Below are 18,008 nucleotides of genomic sequence, written 5' to 3' on the forward strand. Positions count from 1 at the left end.
ATTGACACATCTGGCATCTTGTGTTAATCTAACACCGTGTGATTTTTTAGGAAACCGCTCAACGTCAGAGTGGATTATTACGGCTGATGGTCAGCGCGTCAAGGATGATGCATCGTATGGCTGAATTGGCTGGTAGTGGGATGTGAAAACGCCTGCGGCCCGTGTTTAGACACGAGGTCTGTGGGCGTTTCTGTTTTCCTGACCAGGCTGCAGTCGGTGGCTGCATCTCCCACTTGACGCTGGTCATGGCGAACGCCTGCACGAGTTGAGCGGTCGTGATTGGTCTCATTTTAGGAGCGGCTGTGAAGACAGCGCCACTCCGAAGCTGGAAAGGAGGACTGAATCCCCATCGCAGTCAGTTGTTTTGTTCTACTGTGCGCATGAGGCGCGAGAGCAAAACCCCTCGTATGAGCGGTCTGCAACCCCATTTCGTGCTGCCGGTATGGCAGCGAACAACGCACTAGGCAAGGTAGGAGGAAATCTAACAATGTCTCCGTTTATGGGCGAAGTGGTTGGCACGATGTTGCTGATCCTGTTGGGTGATGGTGTGGTGGCCAACGTCTTGTTGGGCAAGACCAAGGGTAACAATTCTGGCTGGATTGTCATTACCACAGCCTGGGCCTTGGCGGTCTTTGTCGGCGCCTATTCGGTGGCGAGCGTCAGCGGCGCGCACCTGAATCCGGCCGTCACGATTGGTCTGGCCGTGGCCGGCAAGTTTGCCTGGGGCAATGTGCTTCCCTACATCATTGCGCAGTTCATCGGCGCCTTCATTGGCGCCACCCTGGTTTGGTTGCACTATTTCCCGCACTGGGCCGAGACGAAGGACACCGGCCTGAAGCTGGCTGTCTTCTCGACTGGCCCGGCCATTCGCAGCGTCACCTGGAACCTGGTTTCTGAAATCATCGGCACCTTCGTGCTGGTATTCGGCATCCTGACGATCAAGGGCGCTGTGATGGATTCGTCTGGCTCCGCTGTGCCGTTGAACATGGGCGCCCTGGGCATCATCCCGGTGGCCTTCCTCGTGTGGGTGATCGGTCTGGCGCTCGGCGGCACCACCGGCTATGCTATCAACCCGGCCCGTGACCTCGGCCCACGCATTGCGCACTTTGTCCTGCCGATTGCAGGCAAGGGCGACAGCGACTGGGGCTACTCCTGGATTCCGGTGGTTGGCCCCATCGTTGGCGCGATCATTGCGGCTCTTCTCTACGGTGCACTCGGCAGTTTCTAACCCGCTGCGTTTTTTCCTTGCGAAGGCCTGACTTGAGGCCTTCGCAAGGGCCAGCTGATTCGTGACCGTGCGAGCCTGTCGAGGCGATTGTTAGGATGAAAGGATTGGTGGTATGAAGAAACTGATCAATAAACCGGAAGATGTCGTGCGCGAAGAATTAGAAGGGATTGTCTACGCCCATTCAGACCTGGTAACAGTGCACTATGACCCAAATTTCATCGTACGGGCCGATGCGCCGGTCAAGGGCAAGGTGGGCGTGATCTCCGGCGGCGGCTCGGGTCATGAGCCGATGCACGGTGGGTTCGTAGGCATGGGCATGCTCGACGCAGCCTGCCCCGGCGCAGTCTTCACCAGCCCCACGCCTGACCAGATGCTGGAAGCGACCAAGGCCGTCAACGGCGGCGCGGGCGTGCTGCACATCGTCAAGAACTACACCGGCGACATCATGAACTTCGAAATGGCCGCCGACCTGGCGCGCGAAGAAGGGATTGAGGTCGAGGCCGTGGTGACGAACGATGACGTAGCCGTGCAGGACAGCCTGTACACGGCCGGCCGGCGCGGCGTCGGCGTCACCGTCCTGGCTGAGAAGATTACGGGCGCGGCTGCCGAAGAAGGCCGTTCGCTCAAGGAAGTCGCCGATGTCTGCCGCAAGGTCAATGCCTGGGGCCGCAGCATGGGCATGGCGCTCACCTCCTGCACGGTGCCTCACGCGGGCAAGCCTACCTTTGACCTGCCCGAAGATGAGATGGAAATCGGCATCGGGATTCATGGCGAGCCAGGCCGCAAACGGATGAAGCTGGCCACGGCCGATGAGATCACCGAGATGTTGGCCGAGCCGATCATTGCCGACCTGCCCTTCAAGGCGGGCGACAATGTCCTCGCTTTTGTCAACGGCATGGGTGGGACGCCGCTCATTGAACTGTATGTCATCTATCGTAAGCTGGCGCAGATTTGCGAGAGCCACGGCATCAAGATCGTGCGCAACCTGATCGGTTCGTACATCACCAGTCTGGAGATGGCCGGCTGCTCGATCACGCTGCTCAAGATGGATGATGATCTCCTCAAGCTGTGGGACGCGCCGGTGAAGACGGTGGGTCTGCGCTGGGGCGCTTGAGTTCAGCCGATTCGTTTCAATCGTAGGTGACCATGACAATTTCTCGCCAAGACGCGCTTGAGTGGATCAAGAGCGTGGCCAATGTGCTGACTGAGAACAAAGACTATCTCACGGAGCTTGACTCGGCCATCGGCGACGCCGATCATGGCGCGAACATGTTTCGAGGCTTTCAAGCCGTGCTGGCCAAACTGCCCGGGGTGACCGACAAGGATATCGGCACCATCTTCAAGACCGTGGGCATGACGCTGGTCTCCACGGTTGGCGGCGCCAGTGGGCCGCTCTATGGCACGTTCTTCATGCAGGCAGGCACAGCCTCTGCCGGCAAACAGGAACTGACCGCGGCCGATTGGGGCGCCGCGCTGGAAGCGGCCGTCAACGGCGTCGTCATGCGGGGCAAAGCCGTGCTCGGCGACAAAACGATGGTGGATGCTTTGACGCCAGCCCTGGAAGCCTTCAAGGACGCCGTGGCAGAGAACGTCACGATCGGCATGGCCCTCGGCCGTTCGGTGCAAGCCGCGGAAGAAGGCATGAAAGCCACGATTCCCCTCGTGGCGCGCAAGGGACGCGCCAGCTATTTGGGCGAACGCAGTGCGGGTCACCAGGACCCCGGCGCCACATCAAGCTATCTGATCTTGAAGTGTGCGGCCGAAACCTGGGCCAATTCCTAAGCACGTATGCGATCTGGGCAGGCAGGGTAGCCTGTCACATTATTCACTGGAATCCAAAGGAGGATTCGTACACATGGCTAAGTATGCAGCAGCGATAGACCAGGGCACCACCAGCACCCGCTTCATGGTCTTTGATCACAGCGGCAAGGTGGTTTGTTTCGATCAGAAGGAACATGAGCAGATCTATCCCAAGCCGGGGTGGGTTGAGCATGATCCGATGGAGATCTGGACGCGCACGGATGAAGTGGTCAAGGGCGCGCTGGCGAAGGGCAACATTGACGTGGCCGACATCGCCGCGGTTGGCATCACCAATCAGCGCGAGACCACCGTCGTGTGGGATCGCCGCACCGGCAAACCGTACTACAACGCCATTGTCTGGCAGGACACGCGCACGGCCGATCTGTGCAACATGTGGGCCGCAGACGGAGGGCAGGATCGCTTCCGCGCCCATGTCGGTCTGCCCCTCGCGACCTATTTCTCCGGCCCCAAGGTGCGCTGGATTCTGGACAATGTGCCTGGCGTCCGTGAGGCGGCCGCGAAGGGCGATGCCATCTTTGGCAACATTGACACCTGGGTCATCTGGAACCTGACCGGCGGCACCGACGGCGGCGTGCATGTGACCGACGTCTCCAATGCCAGCCGCACGATGCTCATGAACCTGGCTACGCTCGACTGGGACGATGAAATCCTGGGCATCATGGGCGTGCCCCGCGCCATGCTGCCGAAGATCGTCGCCTCCAGCGCCGTCTACGGCACCGCCAAGGGCGCCCTGGCCGGCGTGCCAGTGGCCGGCGACCTGGGCGACCAGCAAGCGGCCCTCTTCGGGCAGACCTGCTTCAGCCCTGGCGAGGCCAAGAACACCTACGGCACCGGCTGCTTCATGCTGCTCAACACTGGCACCAAGGCCGTTCCGAGCAAGAGTGGACTGCTGACCACCCTGGGCTACAAGATCGGCGACGAACCGGCCGTGTACGCACTCGAAGGTTCCATCGCGATCACCGGCGCGTTGGTGCAGTGGCTGCGTGACAACCTGGGCTTGATCTCGCGCTCGGCTGACGTGGAAGCGCTGGCCGCGACCGTCGAGGACAACGGCGGCATCTACTTCGTGCCCGCGTTCTCCGGCCTCTTTGCGCCCTACTGGCGCAGTGACGCCCGTGGCGCGCTCGTCGGCATGACCCGCTATGTCAACAAGGGCCATATCGCGCGCGCCGCCCTGGAGGCCACCGCCTTCCAGACACGCGAAGTGCTCGATGCCATGAATGCCGACTCCGGCGTGGCGCTGACCGCGCTCAAGGTGGACGGCGGCATGGTCTTCAACGAACTGCTCATGCAGTTCCAGGCTGACATCCTGGGTGTGCCTGTGATCCGCCCGATCGTGGCTGAGACCACCGCGCTAGGCGCTGCCTATGCGGCCGGTTTGGCTGTGGGCTTCTGGGCCAAGGTCGAGGACCTGCGCGTGAACTGGGGTAAGGACAAGGAATGGCAGCCAAACATGGATGCTGACCATCGCGCAGCTCAGTATGCCAACTGGAAGAAGGCCGTCACTCGCACCTTCGACTGGGTTGCCTAAACCTGAAAGCAGAGGGCGCGCGCAGCGCGGCCCTCTCTGGCGCCTGCTCGATCGGGAGACCGCGAGCCGCGCGCCACAACTGGCCTGCGGATTCAGTGAGCGCTGAAAATGGGCCGCCGTCCAGACATCTTGTCGGCGGCGTCAGCCCTTCAGACTTACGACGTAGGGTGATAAGACCGAAGGGACCTTGTGACCCTTCGGTCTTTTGACATCGTGACTATTCAGTAGAGAGATGTTCTATGAAACGCCTAGATACTGACATTCTCGTGATTGGCGGCGGCGCCACCGGCACGGGAATTGCCTGGGATGCGGCCCTGCGTGGCTTCAAGGTGATCCTGGTCGAAAAACGCGACCTGACCCATGGCACCACCGGGCGTTACCACGGCCTGTTGCACAGCGGCGGCCGCTATGTCGTCAAAGACCCTGGCAGCGCGGTGGAGTGTATTACCGAAAACCGCATCCTGCGCAAAACCCATGCGCACTGCATCGAAGATACCAGCGGCTTCTTCGTGGTGACGCCAGAAGATGAGGGGGAGTACCCTGATCTCTTCAAGGCCGCGTGTGCGAAGTGCGGCGTGCCTTGCACTGAAATTCCGGTGGCCGAGGCCCTGCGTCGCGAGCCGCTTTTGAACCGGCGCATCAGTCGCGTGTTCGAAGTGCCCGATGGCGCCGCGGACAGCTTCCTGTCCACGCACGCCACGGCCCAGGCCGCGCAGCGCGCGGGCGCGCAAACGCTCGTTTACCACGAAGTCGTTAATCTATTTGTGGAGGGCGGCGATGGCAACCGCCGCGTGGCTGGCGCGCAGGTGCGCAATGTCACCACCGGCGAAGAAATGGCGATCTACGCCAGTATGACAATCAACGCCACCGGCGCCTGGGCCGGTCAGATTGCCAAGATGGCTGGCATCCGTGTGGATGTCATCCCCGGCAAAGGCACCCTGGTGGCTATGAATCACCGTGTGGTGAACACGGTGGTCAACCGTTGCAAAAAACCGGCCGATGGCGACATCATTGTGCCGATTCATACCGTGGCCGTTATCGGCACCACGGACGAACGCGTGGTCAACCCGGAAGACCTGCGCATCGAACCGTGGGAAGTCTATTTGATGTTGAGCGAAGGCGAAAAGCTGGTGCCGGCGATCTCCAAAGCGCGTGTCGTGCGCGCCTGGGCCGGCGTGCGGCCACTGTATCAGGAGCATTACAGCGGCTCCAGCCGCGATGCCACGCGCGCCTTCACTCTCCTGCGCCACAACAGCCGCGACGGCGTCCAGGGATTCCTGACCATGACCGGCGGCAAGTGGACGACTTTCCGCTTGATGGCGGAGAAAGCCGTAGATGCCGCATGCGAGCAAATCGGCGTCCGCCAGCCCTGCGTCACGGCGGAGACAGTCGTACCGGGCATTGAGCAGGGGCACTATTGGCTGGGCCATCGCCTGCACGAGGTCGAAGAGGGTAAGCTGCAGAGCGAGCTGGTATGCGAGTGCGAACTGGTGACGCGCACGATGGTGGAAAATGCCGTGCGCCGCAATCCCCTCGTCACGCTGGATGACCTCCGGCGTGATGTGCGCCTGGGCATGGGGCCCTGCCAGGGTGGATTCTGCACCTATCGCGCCTGCGGCATCTTGCATGAGCTGGGCAGCAAGCAGCCCGCCGGCCGACCGCCGCTGCAAGTCAGCGAAAGCGACGCCACGTGGGAAGTGGCCTATCTGCAATCGCCCGGTCACAATAACGGCGCCGCGACGCCCGCCCCGACGGCCCTGCCCAACCAGGCCATTACGGTGGAGGATGCCAACCTGCTCTTGCGCGATTTCCTGCAGGAGCGTTGGAAGGGCTTGACGCCGATCCTCTGGGCGCAGCAGCTCAAACAGGAACGCCTGGATGAGCTGATCTACCTCAGCCTGCTGAACGCCGATCACCTGCCGGGCGGCGACCGCCACGGCCCGCTGAGTACGTTCTGGCAGTTCGACACCACGCCGAACGAGAAAACGGAGCGCCAACATGCTTGATTTACTTGTCATCGGCGCTGGATTGGCCGGCCTCCAGGCTGCGGTGACCGCGGCGCAGGCCGGCGCACGGGTGCGGCTCATTGCCAAAGGCTTGAGCGCCACCCACTGGGCCGCGGGCACCGTGGATGTGCTTGGCTATGCGCCGGCGGCCGAGGGCGCGGCGCCTGAGTTGGTGCAGCGGCCGCTGGACACGATCGCCACGATGCCGGCAGCCCATCCCTATCGTTTGCTCGGACGCGACGGCGTGGCCAACGCGCTGGAAACTTTCGCGGCCCTGACCCCCGAACTGGGCCTGCCCTATGAAGGCAGCGCCAACGGCGATAACCTGCTGCTGCCGTCGCCGGTGGGCGCGCCCCGACCGGCGTTCCTGGCCCCACGCGGTCAGCGCGGCGGGGATCTGAGCCGGCCGGAACCGATGCTGATCGTCGGTTTTCAGGGGATGCGCGACTTCTACCCCGAACTGATCGCAGCCAATCTCAGCAAGCAGGGTTTTGCTGCGCGTGCGGCGTTCCTGCCGCTGAGCCTGCTCACCACGCAGAGCGACCGCAACACCGTGCAGCTGGCCTACGGCCTGGACGATTCACTGGTCGCGGCCCGGCTGGGCAATGAACTCAAGCGCCTGGTCAAGCCAGGAGAGCGCATCGGCCTGCCGGCCATTTTGGGCGTGGTCAATCACCAGCGTGTGCTGGATGATCTGCGCACGCAAACGGGCGCAGTCGTTTTTGAAATCCCCACCCTACCCCCAAGCGTGCCTGGCATTCGTCTGCATGCCGCCTTGCGCAAGCATGTCGAAGCGCTGGGCGTGCGGGTTGAGATTGGCATGGAGGGCATCGGCTTTCACGCGCAAGGGGATGAGATCCAGTGGGTGGAGACTGCCACCAGCGCGCGCCCGCTCAAGCACCGCGCGGCCAAGTACCTGTTGGCGACCGGCGGCATCCTGGGCGGCGGCTTCAACAGCGATCACCTGGGCCGGGTGTGGGAAGTGATTTTCAATCTGCCATTGACTGTGCCGCAGCAGCGCCATCAGTGGTTCCAGTCACAGTTCATGGATCCGCAGGGACACCCGGTGTTCCGCGGGGGCGTCGCGGTGAACGGCGATTGGCAGCCGCGCCAGGCTGACGGAACCCCTGTGTATCGCAACCTATGGGCGGCAGGCGGCCTGCTGGCCGGGGGTGATTACATCCAGGAGCGGAGCCTGGAAGGCGTCGCGCTGGCCAGCGGCCGCGCGGCTGCCCAGCGACTCATGCACGCGGCCTGACGTTTCAGCATTTACGAACGGACTATCCTTATGCACACGATTTCCTGGCACTCGGTGGGCGAATCGCTCGACGAGTGCATCAAATGTAACATCTGTACGAGCTACTGTCCCGTGGCTGCGGTGACCGATCAATTCCACGGCCCCAAGTATTCTGGGCCGCAGGCGCAGCGCTTCCGCGAGAACGGTCAGCCTCATTCCCCCGATCATTCGGTGGATTACTGCTCTGGCTGCCGTGTCTGCAACGAAGTGTGTCCTACGGGCGTGCGCATTGCCGAGATCAACGCGCGGGCCCGCGCGCAGATGGTGGCCGAACACGGCATCCCGCTGCGTAATCGCCTCCTGGGACGCAACGAGATGTTGGGCAAGGTCGGCAGCTACGTCCCGGCCCTGGCCAACCTGGCGATGCACAATTCCTTCAGCCGCTTGCTGGCGGAAAAGGTCGTGGGCATCGCGCGCGGGGCGCCGCTGCCGTACTGGAGCACGGAGGGCACCTTCGGCGACTGGCTGAAGCGCACCGCGGGGCAGCGTCTGCATTCAGACAAGAAGGTGGTCTACTTCCACGGCTGCGCCACCATGTATTACGAGCCGTTCATCGGCAAGGCGGCCGTCCTGGTCTTTGAGCATCATGGCTACGAGGTCATTGTGCCGCCGCAAAACTGCTGCGGCCTACCCATGCTGAGCAACGGTGAATTCAAGGCCGCGGCCAGCTATCATGAGCACAACGTGGGCTACCTGGCCGATTACGCCGCCCAGGGCATCCCGGTAGTGGGCACCAGCACCAGCTGCACGCTGACGCTCAAGGAAGAAGCGCCCGAACTGCTGGACATGCAGGGCGAGGCCAGCGAACAGCTCAAGATGGGCACCTGGGACATCTTCGAATGGCTGAGCGAGCTGGTCGCGCAGGGCCAATTCCGCACCGATTTCAAGAATATCGAGATGGTGCTGCCCTATCATGCGCCGTGCCAGTATCGGGCGCACCGCGTGGGCAAGCCCGCGTTGGAAATTCTTGAAATGATCCCCGGCCTGGACGTGCGCGACAGCCACGCCCGCTGCTGTGGCATTGCCGGCACCTATGGCTACAAGGTTGAGAAGTACCAGATTGCAATGGATGTGGGTGAGGAGCTGTTCAGCTTCGTGCGCGCGCAGGGCGACGATGTCGCCATCACCGCGTGCGATTCCGAAACGTGCCGCTGGCAGTTGGAGCACGGTACGCACAAGCCCAGCCGCCATCCCATCGAAGTGTTGGCGGCCGCGTATGGGTTGTATGACCTGGAGAAACGCCGGCCGCTGAATGAGTAACACGGGCGATGAGCGCGCTTGCGTGGACTGCCGCTGACTGGGAGAGCGCCTGGGCGCCGTATGACGAGCCAACGTATGCGGACGCCCTGGCGCTCATCCGGCCGGACGACGTGGCGCTGGACATCGGCGCGGGCGATCTGCGCCTGGCGCGGCGTATGGCCGCGCGCTGTCGCCGCGTGTTCGCGGTGGAACAGCAGGCGGCTGTGCTGGCCCAGGGCGAGCTGGCGACCCTGCCCGCAAATCTGACCGCGGTCTGCGCGGATGCGCTGACCTGGCCGCTGCCCGCAGGGATCACGGTCGCTGTCCTGCTGATGCGGCATTGCACGCACTTTGCCGCGTACGCGGAACGCCTGCGCCGGGCCGGCTGCTGGCGACTCATCACCAATGCGCGCTGGCGCGTGGGCGTCGAAGCGGTTGATCTGAAGGCCGGCGTGCCGTGGCGCGTTGCTGCCGGCGGCTGGTACGCGTGCCGCTGCGGCGCCGTCGGGTTCAAGGCGCTGCCCGCGGCCGAGCTGACCGCGGCGCACATGCAGCAGACGCAGGAAGTTCTCGACTGCCCCGCCTGTAGAGCCAGCGATTGAAATCGCGCCTGAATGGCGCCCCGCCGGGCGTCAACCTGCGTGGATGCAATGCCGGTCGGCGCAGGCCGACATAGCGGCGGCACGCCCTTTTGCCCCGAATTCATTCGGCGGCCCATGAGGATATCATTATGACATTGCGACTGGAAGGCAAGCGGATTGCCATTTTGGTGGAAGAAGGATTCGAGGATCTCGAGTTTTGGGCGCCGCTGATGCGTATGCAAGAAGAGGGCGCCCGCGTCACCGTCGTGGGCCTCACGGCCGGCAAGACGGTCAAGAGTAAAACGGGCGGCCTGACCGCGACGACCGACGTGGCCGCGGCCGATGTGCAGGCGTCCGATTTTGATGGCCTGATTGTGCCCGGCGGCTGGGCGCCCGACAAACTGCGCCGCTACGCCGCCATCACCACCCTGGTGCGCCAGGTGTATGACCAGGGAAAGGTAGTGGGCATGATCTGCCACGCCGGCCTGGTCGGCATCTCGGCTGGCATCGTGCGTGGTCATCGCAGCACGGGCAGCCTGGGGATCAAGGATGACCTCCTGAACGCCGGCGCAACGTGGGTGGATGAACCGGCCTTTCGCGATGGCAACCTGGTGTGGGGACGCGTCGTGCCCGACATCCCGTTCTTCTGTCGTGAATTGGTGGCTGCCCTCGCCTAGATCATCCCCGCTGGCCACGAAGGCGATAGGTTCGCCGCATCGTCTCCGCACACCAGCCATCATCTCACACGAGAGGTTTCTATGGTTGGCCTCGTCATTGTATCACACAGCTATTCCCTTGCCCAGGGTGTTTTGGAGTTGACGCGCCAGATGGCGACCCCCGGCGTGAAAATCGCGGCCGCCGGCGGGCTGGATGATCCCGACCATTCCCTGGGCACCGACCCTTTCCTGGTGCAGCGCGCGATCGAGGCCGTTGACGACCCCGACGGCGTCCTGGTTCTGATGGACTTGGGCAGCGCCATTTTGAGCGCCGAAATGGCGCTTGATTTTGTGACCGAAGAGACGCGGCAGCGAGTTCTCCTGTGCGAAGCGCCCCTGGTCGAAGGCGCGCTGGCCGCGGCCGTACAGGCCGGCCTGGGCAGCTCCCTGGCTGTCACCGCGGCCGAAGCGCGCAGCGCCTTGCTGCCCAAGGCCACGCACCTGGGTGTCCATGCGGCCGAGCCTGCGGCGCTGCCCCCGGTCAGCGCAACCGACCGCCCGATTCAACGGCGGCTGATCGTGCGCAACCGCTTGGGGCTGCATGCCCGGCCCGCCGCGCTGTTCGTGCAGACTGTGGGCCGTTTTGCCAGTTCCGTGACGGTGCGCAACCTGACCCGGCACGGCCCAGCGGTCAATGCGCGCAGCATCAACCTGGTGGCAACGCAAGCGATCCGTCAGGGCGACGAGATTGAGCTGAACGCCAGCGGCGCCGACGCCGAAGCCGCGCTCGCCGCGTTACAGCAGTTGGCCGACGCAGGCTTTGGCGACGGCATCGCGCCGCTGAATGGTGAGTTAGCTGCACCTGCGTCAGCCGCGGTCAGGGCGCTTGAGCCTGCGCCAGACGTGGGCGTGGTGACAGAGCCTGGATTGGCTGACCAGGACGAGCCGCAGGGGTGGTTGCAAGGGGTGGCTGCTTCCCCTGGCATTGCCATTGGCCCTGCACGCCGTTTCGAGCCGACCGTGGCGGCGGTGACACGCAAGGTCGTGGCAAACCCGGCGGCCGAATGGCAGCGGCTGCAGGCCGCGATGCAGGCGGTGCGCCAGCAGATCAAGACGACTCATGGCCTGCTGCTGCAGCAGGGCGCGCGCGCGGAGGCAGCCATTTTCGATGCCCATCTGCTTTTCCTTGACGACCCGGCTTTGCTGGATCCGGCGCACGAGGGCATCTTCAACCAGGCCTCGAACGCCGAGGCTGCCTGGCAGGACAGCATCGAGGCGACGGCAGCCGCTTACGACGCGCTGGATGATCCTTACCTCAAGGCCCGCGCGGCCGATGTGCGCGATGTGGGGCGCCAGGTGCTGTTCGCACTGACCGGCGAGCGCGCCGCTTTCTGCCTGGACACCCCAGCCATCGTGGTGGCCGACGACCTTGCGCCGAGCGACACCGCCAACCTGGATCGCAGCAAAGTGCTGGCGCTGTGCACGGCGCGCGGCGGCCCCACGTCGCACAGCGCCATTCTGGCGCGCACGCTCGGCATTCCGGCCGTGGTCGGTTTGGGCGCGCGCGTGTTAGCGCTGCCCACGAACGCGTCCCTGGTGGTGGATGGCGACAGCGGCGCGGTCTTGGTCAACCCGGACGCCAGCGAGGCGGCGACCTGGGAGGCGCGACGCGCGGCCTGGCTTGCCGCGCGTCAGCAGGCGGCGGCGGCCAGCCAACAGGGCGCCGTGACCACGGATGGCGTCCACGTTGAGGTGGTGGCCAACATTGGCAGTGTGGCCGATGCACGCCGGGCCATCGAAGCGGGCGCGGAAGGGGTCGGCTTGCTGCGCACTGAGTTCCTTTACCTGAATCGTGACACGGCGCCGACGGAAGCAGATCAGGAAGAAATTTACCGCGCCATCTTCGACATCATGGGCCAACGACCGGTCGTGGCGCGCACCTTGGATGTGGGCGGAGACAAGGAATTGCCGTATGTCAACCTCGGCCATGAGGACAACCCCTTCCTGGGCGCGCGGGCCATTCGCCTGTACCAGGAGCGCCCGGATCTGATCGAGCCGCAGCTGCGCGCCTTGCTGCGCGCGGCCGTCGGGCATCGTGTGCGCATCATGTTCCCGATGGTCGCGACCGCTGACGAAGTGGCGATGCTGCGCAGCCAGTTGGAGCGGGTGCAGCGTGAACTGGCGGGGGCTGGCGTGCCTGCGCCTGTGGATCTGCAGATCGGCATCATGGTGGAGATTCCATCCGCCGCCGTAATGGCCGATCAGCTGGCGCCGACCGTGGACTTCTTCAGTATCGGCACCAATGACCTGACGCAGTACACCCTGGCCGCCGAACGCGGCAATCCTCGCGTGGCCTATCTCGCGGATGCGCTGCATCCAGCCGTGCTGCGGCTGATTGCACAGGTTATCAAAGCCGCGCACGCGTGCGGGCGCTGGGTGGGCGTTTGCGGCGAATTGGCCGGCGACCTGACCGCCATTCCGATTCTCCTGGGTCTGGGTTTGGATGAATTCAGCATGAGCCCCGCCTCCATTCCCGCGGCCAAGCAACGGCTGCGCGCGTTGAATCGCCGGGCCGCGACGGCGCTGGCGCAGTCAGTCCTGATGCTCGATTCAGCGCAGGCGGTGCGCGCAGCCGTGCGCGCAGCAGAAGCAGAAAGAGCAGGCGCCTGACGACCTGGCGTCACCCAACGCAGTGCAGTTGGGCCAATTCTGACCTTTGACAGAAATGGGGTTGCCGGTTATCATTTGTTTGTGCCGCTCCTCTTTTTCAACATTGCCGCCATTGCACAAACACCGACTTGCCAGGAGGCGAAACATCATGAAACACCCAATGTCAATTGACCACTTTCACACGATGATGGCATCATCGCAACCCAACACCCCGCTGATAGCCGCACTGCGCCAGGTAAAGACTGTCAAGGGGCCCCAACGAATCGCACTGCACACCAGTAACAACCAAAGCCCCAACTTCGTTTGGACTGGATGGAACCTCTAGACCTTCCTGATTGGTCATGTCGCCTGTCTGAGATGACAGACAGCTCGATTTGTTGCCCTATAGCGTGTGGGAGATCCCCACACGCTATAGCTTTCTAGTCCGGTTACTGCCCCTAGATCATCACAGTCTGAGGGAGCCACATGACGAACGATGACATCACCGGGTTGTTGCTGGCCATTCCGGAAATTGCCGCTTGGCCGCAAATGGCGAGCATTTTGACGCGCACGGCTGGCAAGGTGCGTATGGATTGGCTCTTGCCCGTATTTGGGTGTCAGGCCGTGGGCGGCGCCGAGGCTGATGCGCTGCCGGGCGTGGCGGCCATGGCTTGTTCACAAATCAGCATCATTTTGGCTGACGACCTGCTGGACGAAGACCCGCGCGGCGAGCATCATCGGATCGGGACCGGCCAGGCAGCCAACCTGGCGTTGGCCTTTCAAGCCGCAGCCTTGCGCGTCATTGACCAGGCGCCCATGTCTGCCGCCCAACGCGCAGCGGTGCAGGGTCGCCTGGCATTCCTGGCGCTGAAGACAGCCTACGGGCAGTGGCTCGACGTGCAAAACCTGACCGGCGAAGATGACTACTGGAAAGTCGTCGAAGCCAAAAGCACGCCCTTCTATGGCGTGGCTCTGCAGGTAGGGGCGCTGCTGGGCGGCGCCGACGCCGAACTTGCGGCTGAAATCTATGCCCTGGGCGTGCAGTTGGGCGAGATTGTCCAGTTGTTTGACGATCTTGAAGACGCCCTGCAAGACCCTGCCTCGCCCGATTGGACGCAGGGACGCAACAACCTCCTCATTCTCTATGCCCGCAGCGCAGCGCATGAGCAGCGCGATGCGTTCGTCGCGCGGCTTTCCCGCCTGGCCGAACCAGGCGTGTTGCAGGAGGCGCAGCAAATCCTCATTGACAGCGGCGCGGTGAGCTATGCGATCTACCAGGCGGTAACGCGCTTTCAGGCCGCGCGGCAGCGCCTGGAGAATCTCGGGCTGGCCAATCCGGAGCCAATTCGGCGCGCGCTGATGGATCAAATAGCGCCTCTCAAGACCTTGTTTCAACAGCTTGGGCTTGAAGCTCCTCCCGAATTGAACATCTAGGAAGCCATGCATGAACCGAGGCTCTGAAGCGCTCGCACCGGATGCAGCCCGCGCGGATCCTCCAACCCGTGGAAACCAACGCGCAGCCGCCTGGCGGCTTGATGGCGTCTTGTCCATCGTGGCCTTGACCATTCTGCTGGTGTGCGTGTTCTACGCGTTTTCCTATCCGCTGCTTGGTCATTATCCGGGTATGAGCCTCACGTATGACTGGGAAGTGCTGGACACCGATGGCTGTGATCCAGCGCTTGCCTGGTGTCGCGCCAATAACGGGCAGATGTTGCGCGGCGATCATTTGCTGCAAATTGGCGACCTGACATACGCCGCGTATGTCGAAGACCGCACAGCCGTGCCATTTGGGGCTTTTACGGCAGGCAGCCATGTGCCTATCATCCTACAACGAAATGGCCAGGTAAGGCAGGTTCATTGGGTCATGCCTGACTCAACCAGTCTGGCCTGGAACATGGCGTTCTTCAATCTACTGTTCGTCCTTCCCTTCTGGTTAGCCGGCTCCATCATCTCGCTCTTTCTGCGGCCGCGCGATAGACGCTGGGTATTGCTGGTTCTTTCCAACTATCTGATTACCATCTGGTTGGCAGCCGGATTCACCTCCAACACACACCTGGGAGGTTCGGCCTTTGTCGTACGCATCGCCGGATGGCTCATGGCGCCGGTCTTTCTCCATCTCCATCTGGATGTGCCAGATCCACTGCCCCGCCTCAGATCTCGAATCTCGCTGCCGCCAATCTATTTGATCTTCATCGCGCTGGCCCTGAGCGAGCTGTGGTCGCTGCCGCCCCCACGGACCTATGTCGCAAGCGACGCGCTGGCGATTTTGACGAGCCTTGGCCTCATCAGCTACCGCCTCTTGCGCCCTATGTCCACATCCGATCGTCTTGCGGCGCGTCTCATGCTGACCGGCGTCATCTTGGCGTTTGCTCCCGGCCTCTTCCTCTGGGTCATTCCCATCTTGATCGGTATCGAGCTTCCCATTGTCAACACCGCGGTCTTTGCGACGTTGGCTCTGCCAGCATTACCGCTCTTCTATTCCTATGCCGCCTACAAACACCGTTTGGGCACCCTGGAGTTTCGCGCCAACCGTTTGTTAAGCGTCTACGCTTTCATTTCCCTCTATGGCACGGCGTTTTTCTTTGTTTTTTCCCTGCTCGGACGCTGGTTGCGACTCAGCACGAATGCGATTCTAGCTTATCTTGTTTGCTCGGCGTTTTTCGTCGCCATCGCCCTTGCGCTGCGTCAACGCTTTGTGCGCATCATTGATCGCCTTGCCTACGGCGCTGAACACAGCCCCGACGAATTGATTCGCGCTTTCGCCAACCGTATTCCCCAGGCCGTGACGCGCGATGATCTCGTAACCTTGCTGGCGCGCGAAATCATGCCCAGCCTGCTGATCCGCCAATCGGCGCTGATCGTGATTCCATCCGATCTACCGCGGGGATCAGCCGGGGTGACGGTAGACGCCGTCTACGTGGAGAACGCCGCTATGCCTCCAAGCTGGCCGGCGTCGGCGCTGCACGATCTGTTGGCTGCCGCCGGACGTTACCGCCCGTACGAAAGGCGCGCCCCTCATCCAACGCTCGATTGGCCGCGACTGGCAATTACCTTCTCAGTGGGAAAAGGGGGCCGCGGTATTTGGCTGCTGGGCGAAAGGCATCCTGACGATTTTTATCCGCAGAAGGATATTGACCTTTTGACTACCCTGGGCAACCAGGTAGGAGTGACCCTCTACACGGCTGGCTTACTCCTGGAAAGTCGGCGGTTTGCCCAGGACTTGAAGGCGCTGCACGTGGTCAGCAGCATGGTGGCCAGCACGCTGCAGCCGCAGGAGGTTTACAGGCGTACGGTGGAGACCCTGGCGCAGGTCTTTGGTTACAGCTTCGTCAGTATCTACCGCGTCGAGGACGAACGCCTGCATCTGCAGTCCCAGGTCGGATACGACCCGGCAACGCTGATTTGGGATTTGCCGCTGACCACTGGGGTCATGGCGCGCGCTGTCCGCACGCGCAAGGCCCAACTTGTGCCGAATGCCAGTATGGATGTTGATTTTCAGCGCGAGCTGCCAACGCTTGTGTCCGAGGTGGCTGTTCCCGTACAAAATGCGGAGCAAGTGCTGGGCGTCATCAACGTGGAGTCGGCTGTACCCGGACAACTCACGATCAATGATCTTGATCTGCTCTTGATTCTGGCGAACCAACTGGCGATTGCCATCACCAATGCCAGCCTGTTCGACACCGTCACCCGGCAGTTACATCAATTGGAGGCTCTGCGCCAGGTAGAACTGGCATTGACCAGCAACTTGAATCTGGATCAACTTCTGCGGACGATCGTCGCCCAAGCGATTACACTTGTGGATGCACAGGGCGCCGGCCTGTACATCTACCTACCTGATTCGGATCAGCTTGAGCTGCGGGTGTCGCAGCAGCCGCCCTCCTGGCAGCACGACTATACCGGCGCGCGCTTGCGGCGTGACGAAGGCCTGGCGGGCGCGGTGCTGACGCGCAACGAAACCATCATGACGAATGATTACCATGCTGGCTTTTCCACTGAGGCCTTTGCCGAAATCGCGCTTAGCTCGGTTCTCGGCGTACCGCTGACGTGGGGCAGCGAGATTTTGGGCGTCCTCACGATCTACAATACTGAAGCCGGCCGCGTCTTCAATCCAGATGATCAACGTGTGGCCGGGCTTCTGTCGGGCCAGGTCGCCGTGGCGATCGTCAACGCCCGCTTGTATGAAGATGCCCGTGCGCGCGCAGAAAAACTAGCCGTGGCATACGATGATCTCAAACAGCTCGATCGGCTGAAGGACGAGTTCGTGCAAACGGTTTCGCATGAGCTGCGCACACCGCTGACCTTCGTTTGTGGCTATGTGGATCTTCTACTGGAAAATGCCCTGGGTGATCTGAGCGCGCCGCAGCGGGAAGCCCTCACCATTGTCGCGGACCGCGCCGCGGCCATGGTGCACCTGGTGAATGACATCATCAATTTGCAGCAGATGGATCTGCGTTCCTATGTCCATGGACCGGTAGACCTGGGCAGACTGGCGGAGGCTTGTGCCCAAGGCGCACGCGTCACTGCGCAGCGAAATGGCATCGGGGTGGAGGTCAAGATTGCCCCTGATCTGCCCCAAGTTTCGGGAGATTCCCATCGCCTGGGGGAAGTGCTCGACAATCTGCTCGACAATGCAATCAAGTTCAGCCCCAACGGCGGTGTGATCACGATCCGAGTCGAGCAGACACAGGCCCACTTTCGTGATACGGACCAACAACCGCAGGCCGGGGTCAAGGTGACGGTAACTGACACGGGCATCGGCATTGCCGAAGATCAGTTGAGCCGCATCTGGGATCGGTTCTACCAGGTGGACGGCACAAAGACGCGCCGCTTTGGCGGGGCCGGCCTGGGCCTGGCGATCGTCAAACGGATCATCGAGGCGCACGGCGGGCTGACCGGCGTCGAGAGTCAATTGGACGGCGGGAGTTCATTCTGGTTCATACTGCCGGCCTGGCACGGCGCAGATGGTACGCATCCGAACGAGATTCCCCCGCCGCGTTGAT

The 18,008-nt window shown here is 62.5% G+C and carries 12 protein-coding genes; all 12 read left to right on the plus strand.

The genetic code is table 11. From position 1 onward, the window contains the following. Positions 1 to 487 precede the first annotated feature (487 nt). The 12 genes from ACPQ6D_RS15260 to ACPQ6D_RS15315 all read left to right on the plus strand — a co-directional run bounded on the left by ACPQ6D_RS15260 (position 488) and on the right by ACPQ6D_RS15315 (position 18,007). Positions 488 to 1,228: an MIP/aquaporin family protein gene (locus ACPQ6D_RS15260; RefSeq protein ID WP_423225203.1), complete on the plus strand. Its 741-nt coding sequence runs from the start codon at positions 488 to 490 to the stop codon at positions 1,226 to 1,228. A 112-nt stretch (positions 1,229 to 1,340) separates the two neighbouring features. Continuing rightward, a complete protein-coding gene (gene dhaK, locus ACPQ6D_RS15265; RefSeq protein ID WP_423225204.1) occupies positions 1,341 to 2,342 on the plus strand; it encodes a dihydroxyacetone kinase subunit DhaK in 1,002 nt (333 codons plus the stop codon). 32 nt (positions 2,343 to 2,374) lie between these two features. Then, positions 2,375 to 3,010 (plus strand): dihydroxyacetone kinase subunit DhaL, encoded by a 636-nt coding sequence (dhaL, locus tag ACPQ6D_RS15270; protein WP_423225205.1) that lies wholly within the window; start codon positions 2,375 to 2,377, stop codon positions 3,008 to 3,010. A 73-nt stretch (positions 3,011 to 3,083) separates the two neighbouring features. Further along, positions 3,084 to 4,580: a glycerol kinase GlpK gene (gene glpK / locus ACPQ6D_RS15275; protein WP_423225206.1), complete on the plus strand. Its 1,497-nt coding sequence runs from the start codon at positions 3,084 to 3,086 to the stop codon at positions 4,578 to 4,580. A gap of 239 nt (positions 4,581 to 4,819) precedes the next feature. Then, positions 4,820 to 6,586 (plus strand): anaerobic glycerol-3-phosphate dehydrogenase subunit GlpA, encoded by a 1,767-nt coding sequence (gene glpA / locus ACPQ6D_RS15280; protein WP_423225207.1) that lies wholly within the window; start codon positions 4,820 to 4,822, stop codon positions 6,584 to 6,586. Next, positions 6,579 to 7,844 (plus strand): glycerol-3-phosphate dehydrogenase subunit GlpB, encoded by a 1,266-nt coding sequence (gene glpB / locus ACPQ6D_RS15285; protein WP_423225208.1) that lies wholly within the window; start codon positions 6,579 to 6,581, stop codon positions 7,842 to 7,844. Before glpA ends, glpB begins: the two co-directional genes overlap by 8 nt. A gap of 30 nt (positions 7,845 to 7,874) precedes the next feature. Beyond that, complete coding sequence (locus tag ACPQ6D_RS15290; RefSeq protein WP_423225209.1) at positions 7,875 to 9,143, plus strand: anaerobic glycerol-3-phosphate dehydrogenase subunit C; 1,269 nt, start codon at positions 7,875 to 7,877, stop codon at positions 9,141 to 9,143. Between the two features lie 8 nt (positions 9,144 to 9,151). Continuing rightward, complete coding sequence (locus ACPQ6D_RS15295) at positions 9,152 to 9,724, plus strand: methyltransferase domain-containing protein (RefSeq protein WP_423225210.1); 573 nt, start codon at positions 9,152 to 9,154, stop codon at positions 9,722 to 9,724. Positions 9,725 to 9,858: 134 nt separating this feature from the next. Continuing rightward, the gene (locus ACPQ6D_RS15300; RefSeq protein ID WP_423225279.1) at positions 9,859 to 10,380 is read left to right on the plus strand and encodes a type 1 glutamine amidotransferase domain-containing protein; all 522 of its coding nucleotides are present in this window, start codon (positions 9,859 to 9,861) and stop codon (positions 10,378 to 10,380) included. 81 nt (positions 10,381 to 10,461) lie between these two features. After that, positions 10,462 to 13,029, plus strand: coding sequence for a phosphoenolpyruvate--protein phosphotransferase (ptsP, locus tag ACPQ6D_RS15305; protein ID WP_423225211.1), 2,568 nt, complete (start codon positions 10,462 to 10,464; stop codon positions 13,027 to 13,029). Positions 13,030 to 13,494: 465 nt separating this feature from the next. Continuing rightward, entirely contained in the window at positions 13,495 to 14,442 is a 948-nt protein-coding gene (locus ACPQ6D_RS15310) for a polyprenyl synthetase family protein (RefSeq protein ID WP_423225212.1), read from the plus strand. Positions 14,443 to 14,452: 10 nt separating this feature from the next. Further along, positions 14,453 to 18,007, plus strand: coding sequence for a GAF domain-containing protein (locus ACPQ6D_RS15315; protein WP_423225213.1), 3,555 nt, complete (start codon positions 14,453 to 14,455; stop codon positions 18,005 to 18,007). The last annotated feature ends 1 nt before the right edge of the window (position 18,008 follow it).

It is taken from the genome of Candidatus Amarolinea aalborgensis, from assembly GCF_900491745.1.
Classification (GTDB): domain Bacteria; phylum Chloroflexota; class Anaerolineae; order SSC4; family Amarolineaceae; genus Amarolinea; species Amarolinea aalborgensis.

Excerpts from the sequence above, each read along its gene's own strand:
- glpB (WP_423225208.1), top strand. The coding sequence starts at position 6,579 with ATGCTTGATTTACTTGTCATCGGCGCTGGATTGGCCGGCCTCCAGGCT.
- dhaK (WP_423225204.1), top strand. The coding sequence starts at position 1,341 with ATGAAGAAACTGATCAATAAACCGGAAGATGTCGTGCGCGAAGAATTA.
- dhaL (WP_423225205.1), top strand. The coding sequence starts at position 2,375 with ATGACAATTTCTCGCCAAGACGCGCTTGAGTGGATCAAGAGCGTGGCC.
- ACPQ6D_RS15260 (WP_423225203.1), top strand. The coding sequence starts at position 488 with ATGTCTCCGTTTATGGGCGAAGTGGTTGGCACGATGTTGCTGATCCTG.
- glpK (WP_423225206.1), top strand. The coding sequence starts at position 3,084 with ATGGCTAAGTATGCAGCAGCGATAGACCAGGGCACCACCAGCACCCGC.
- ACPQ6D_RS15290 (WP_423225209.1), top strand. The coding sequence starts at position 7,875 with ATGCACACGATTTCCTGGCACTCGGTGGGCGAATCGCTCGACGAGTGC.
- glpA (WP_423225207.1), top strand. The coding sequence starts at position 4,820 with ATGAAACGCCTAGATACTGACATTCTCGTGATTGGCGGCGGCGCCACC.
- ACPQ6D_RS15295 (WP_423225210.1), top strand. The coding sequence starts at position 9,152 with ATGAGCGCGCTTGCGTGGACTGCCGCTGACTGGGAGAGCGCCTGGGCG.
- ACPQ6D_RS15310 (WP_423225212.1), top strand. The coding sequence starts at position 13,495 with ATGACGAACGATGACATCACCGGGTTGTTGCTGGCCATTCCGGAAATT.
- ptsP (WP_423225211.1), top strand. The coding sequence starts at position 10,462 with ATGGTTGGCCTCGTCATTGTATCACACAGCTATTCCCTTGCCCAGGGT.
- ACPQ6D_RS15315 (WP_423225213.1), top strand. The coding sequence starts at position 14,453 with ATGAACCGAGGCTCTGAAGCGCTCGCACCGGATGCAGCCCGCGCGGAT.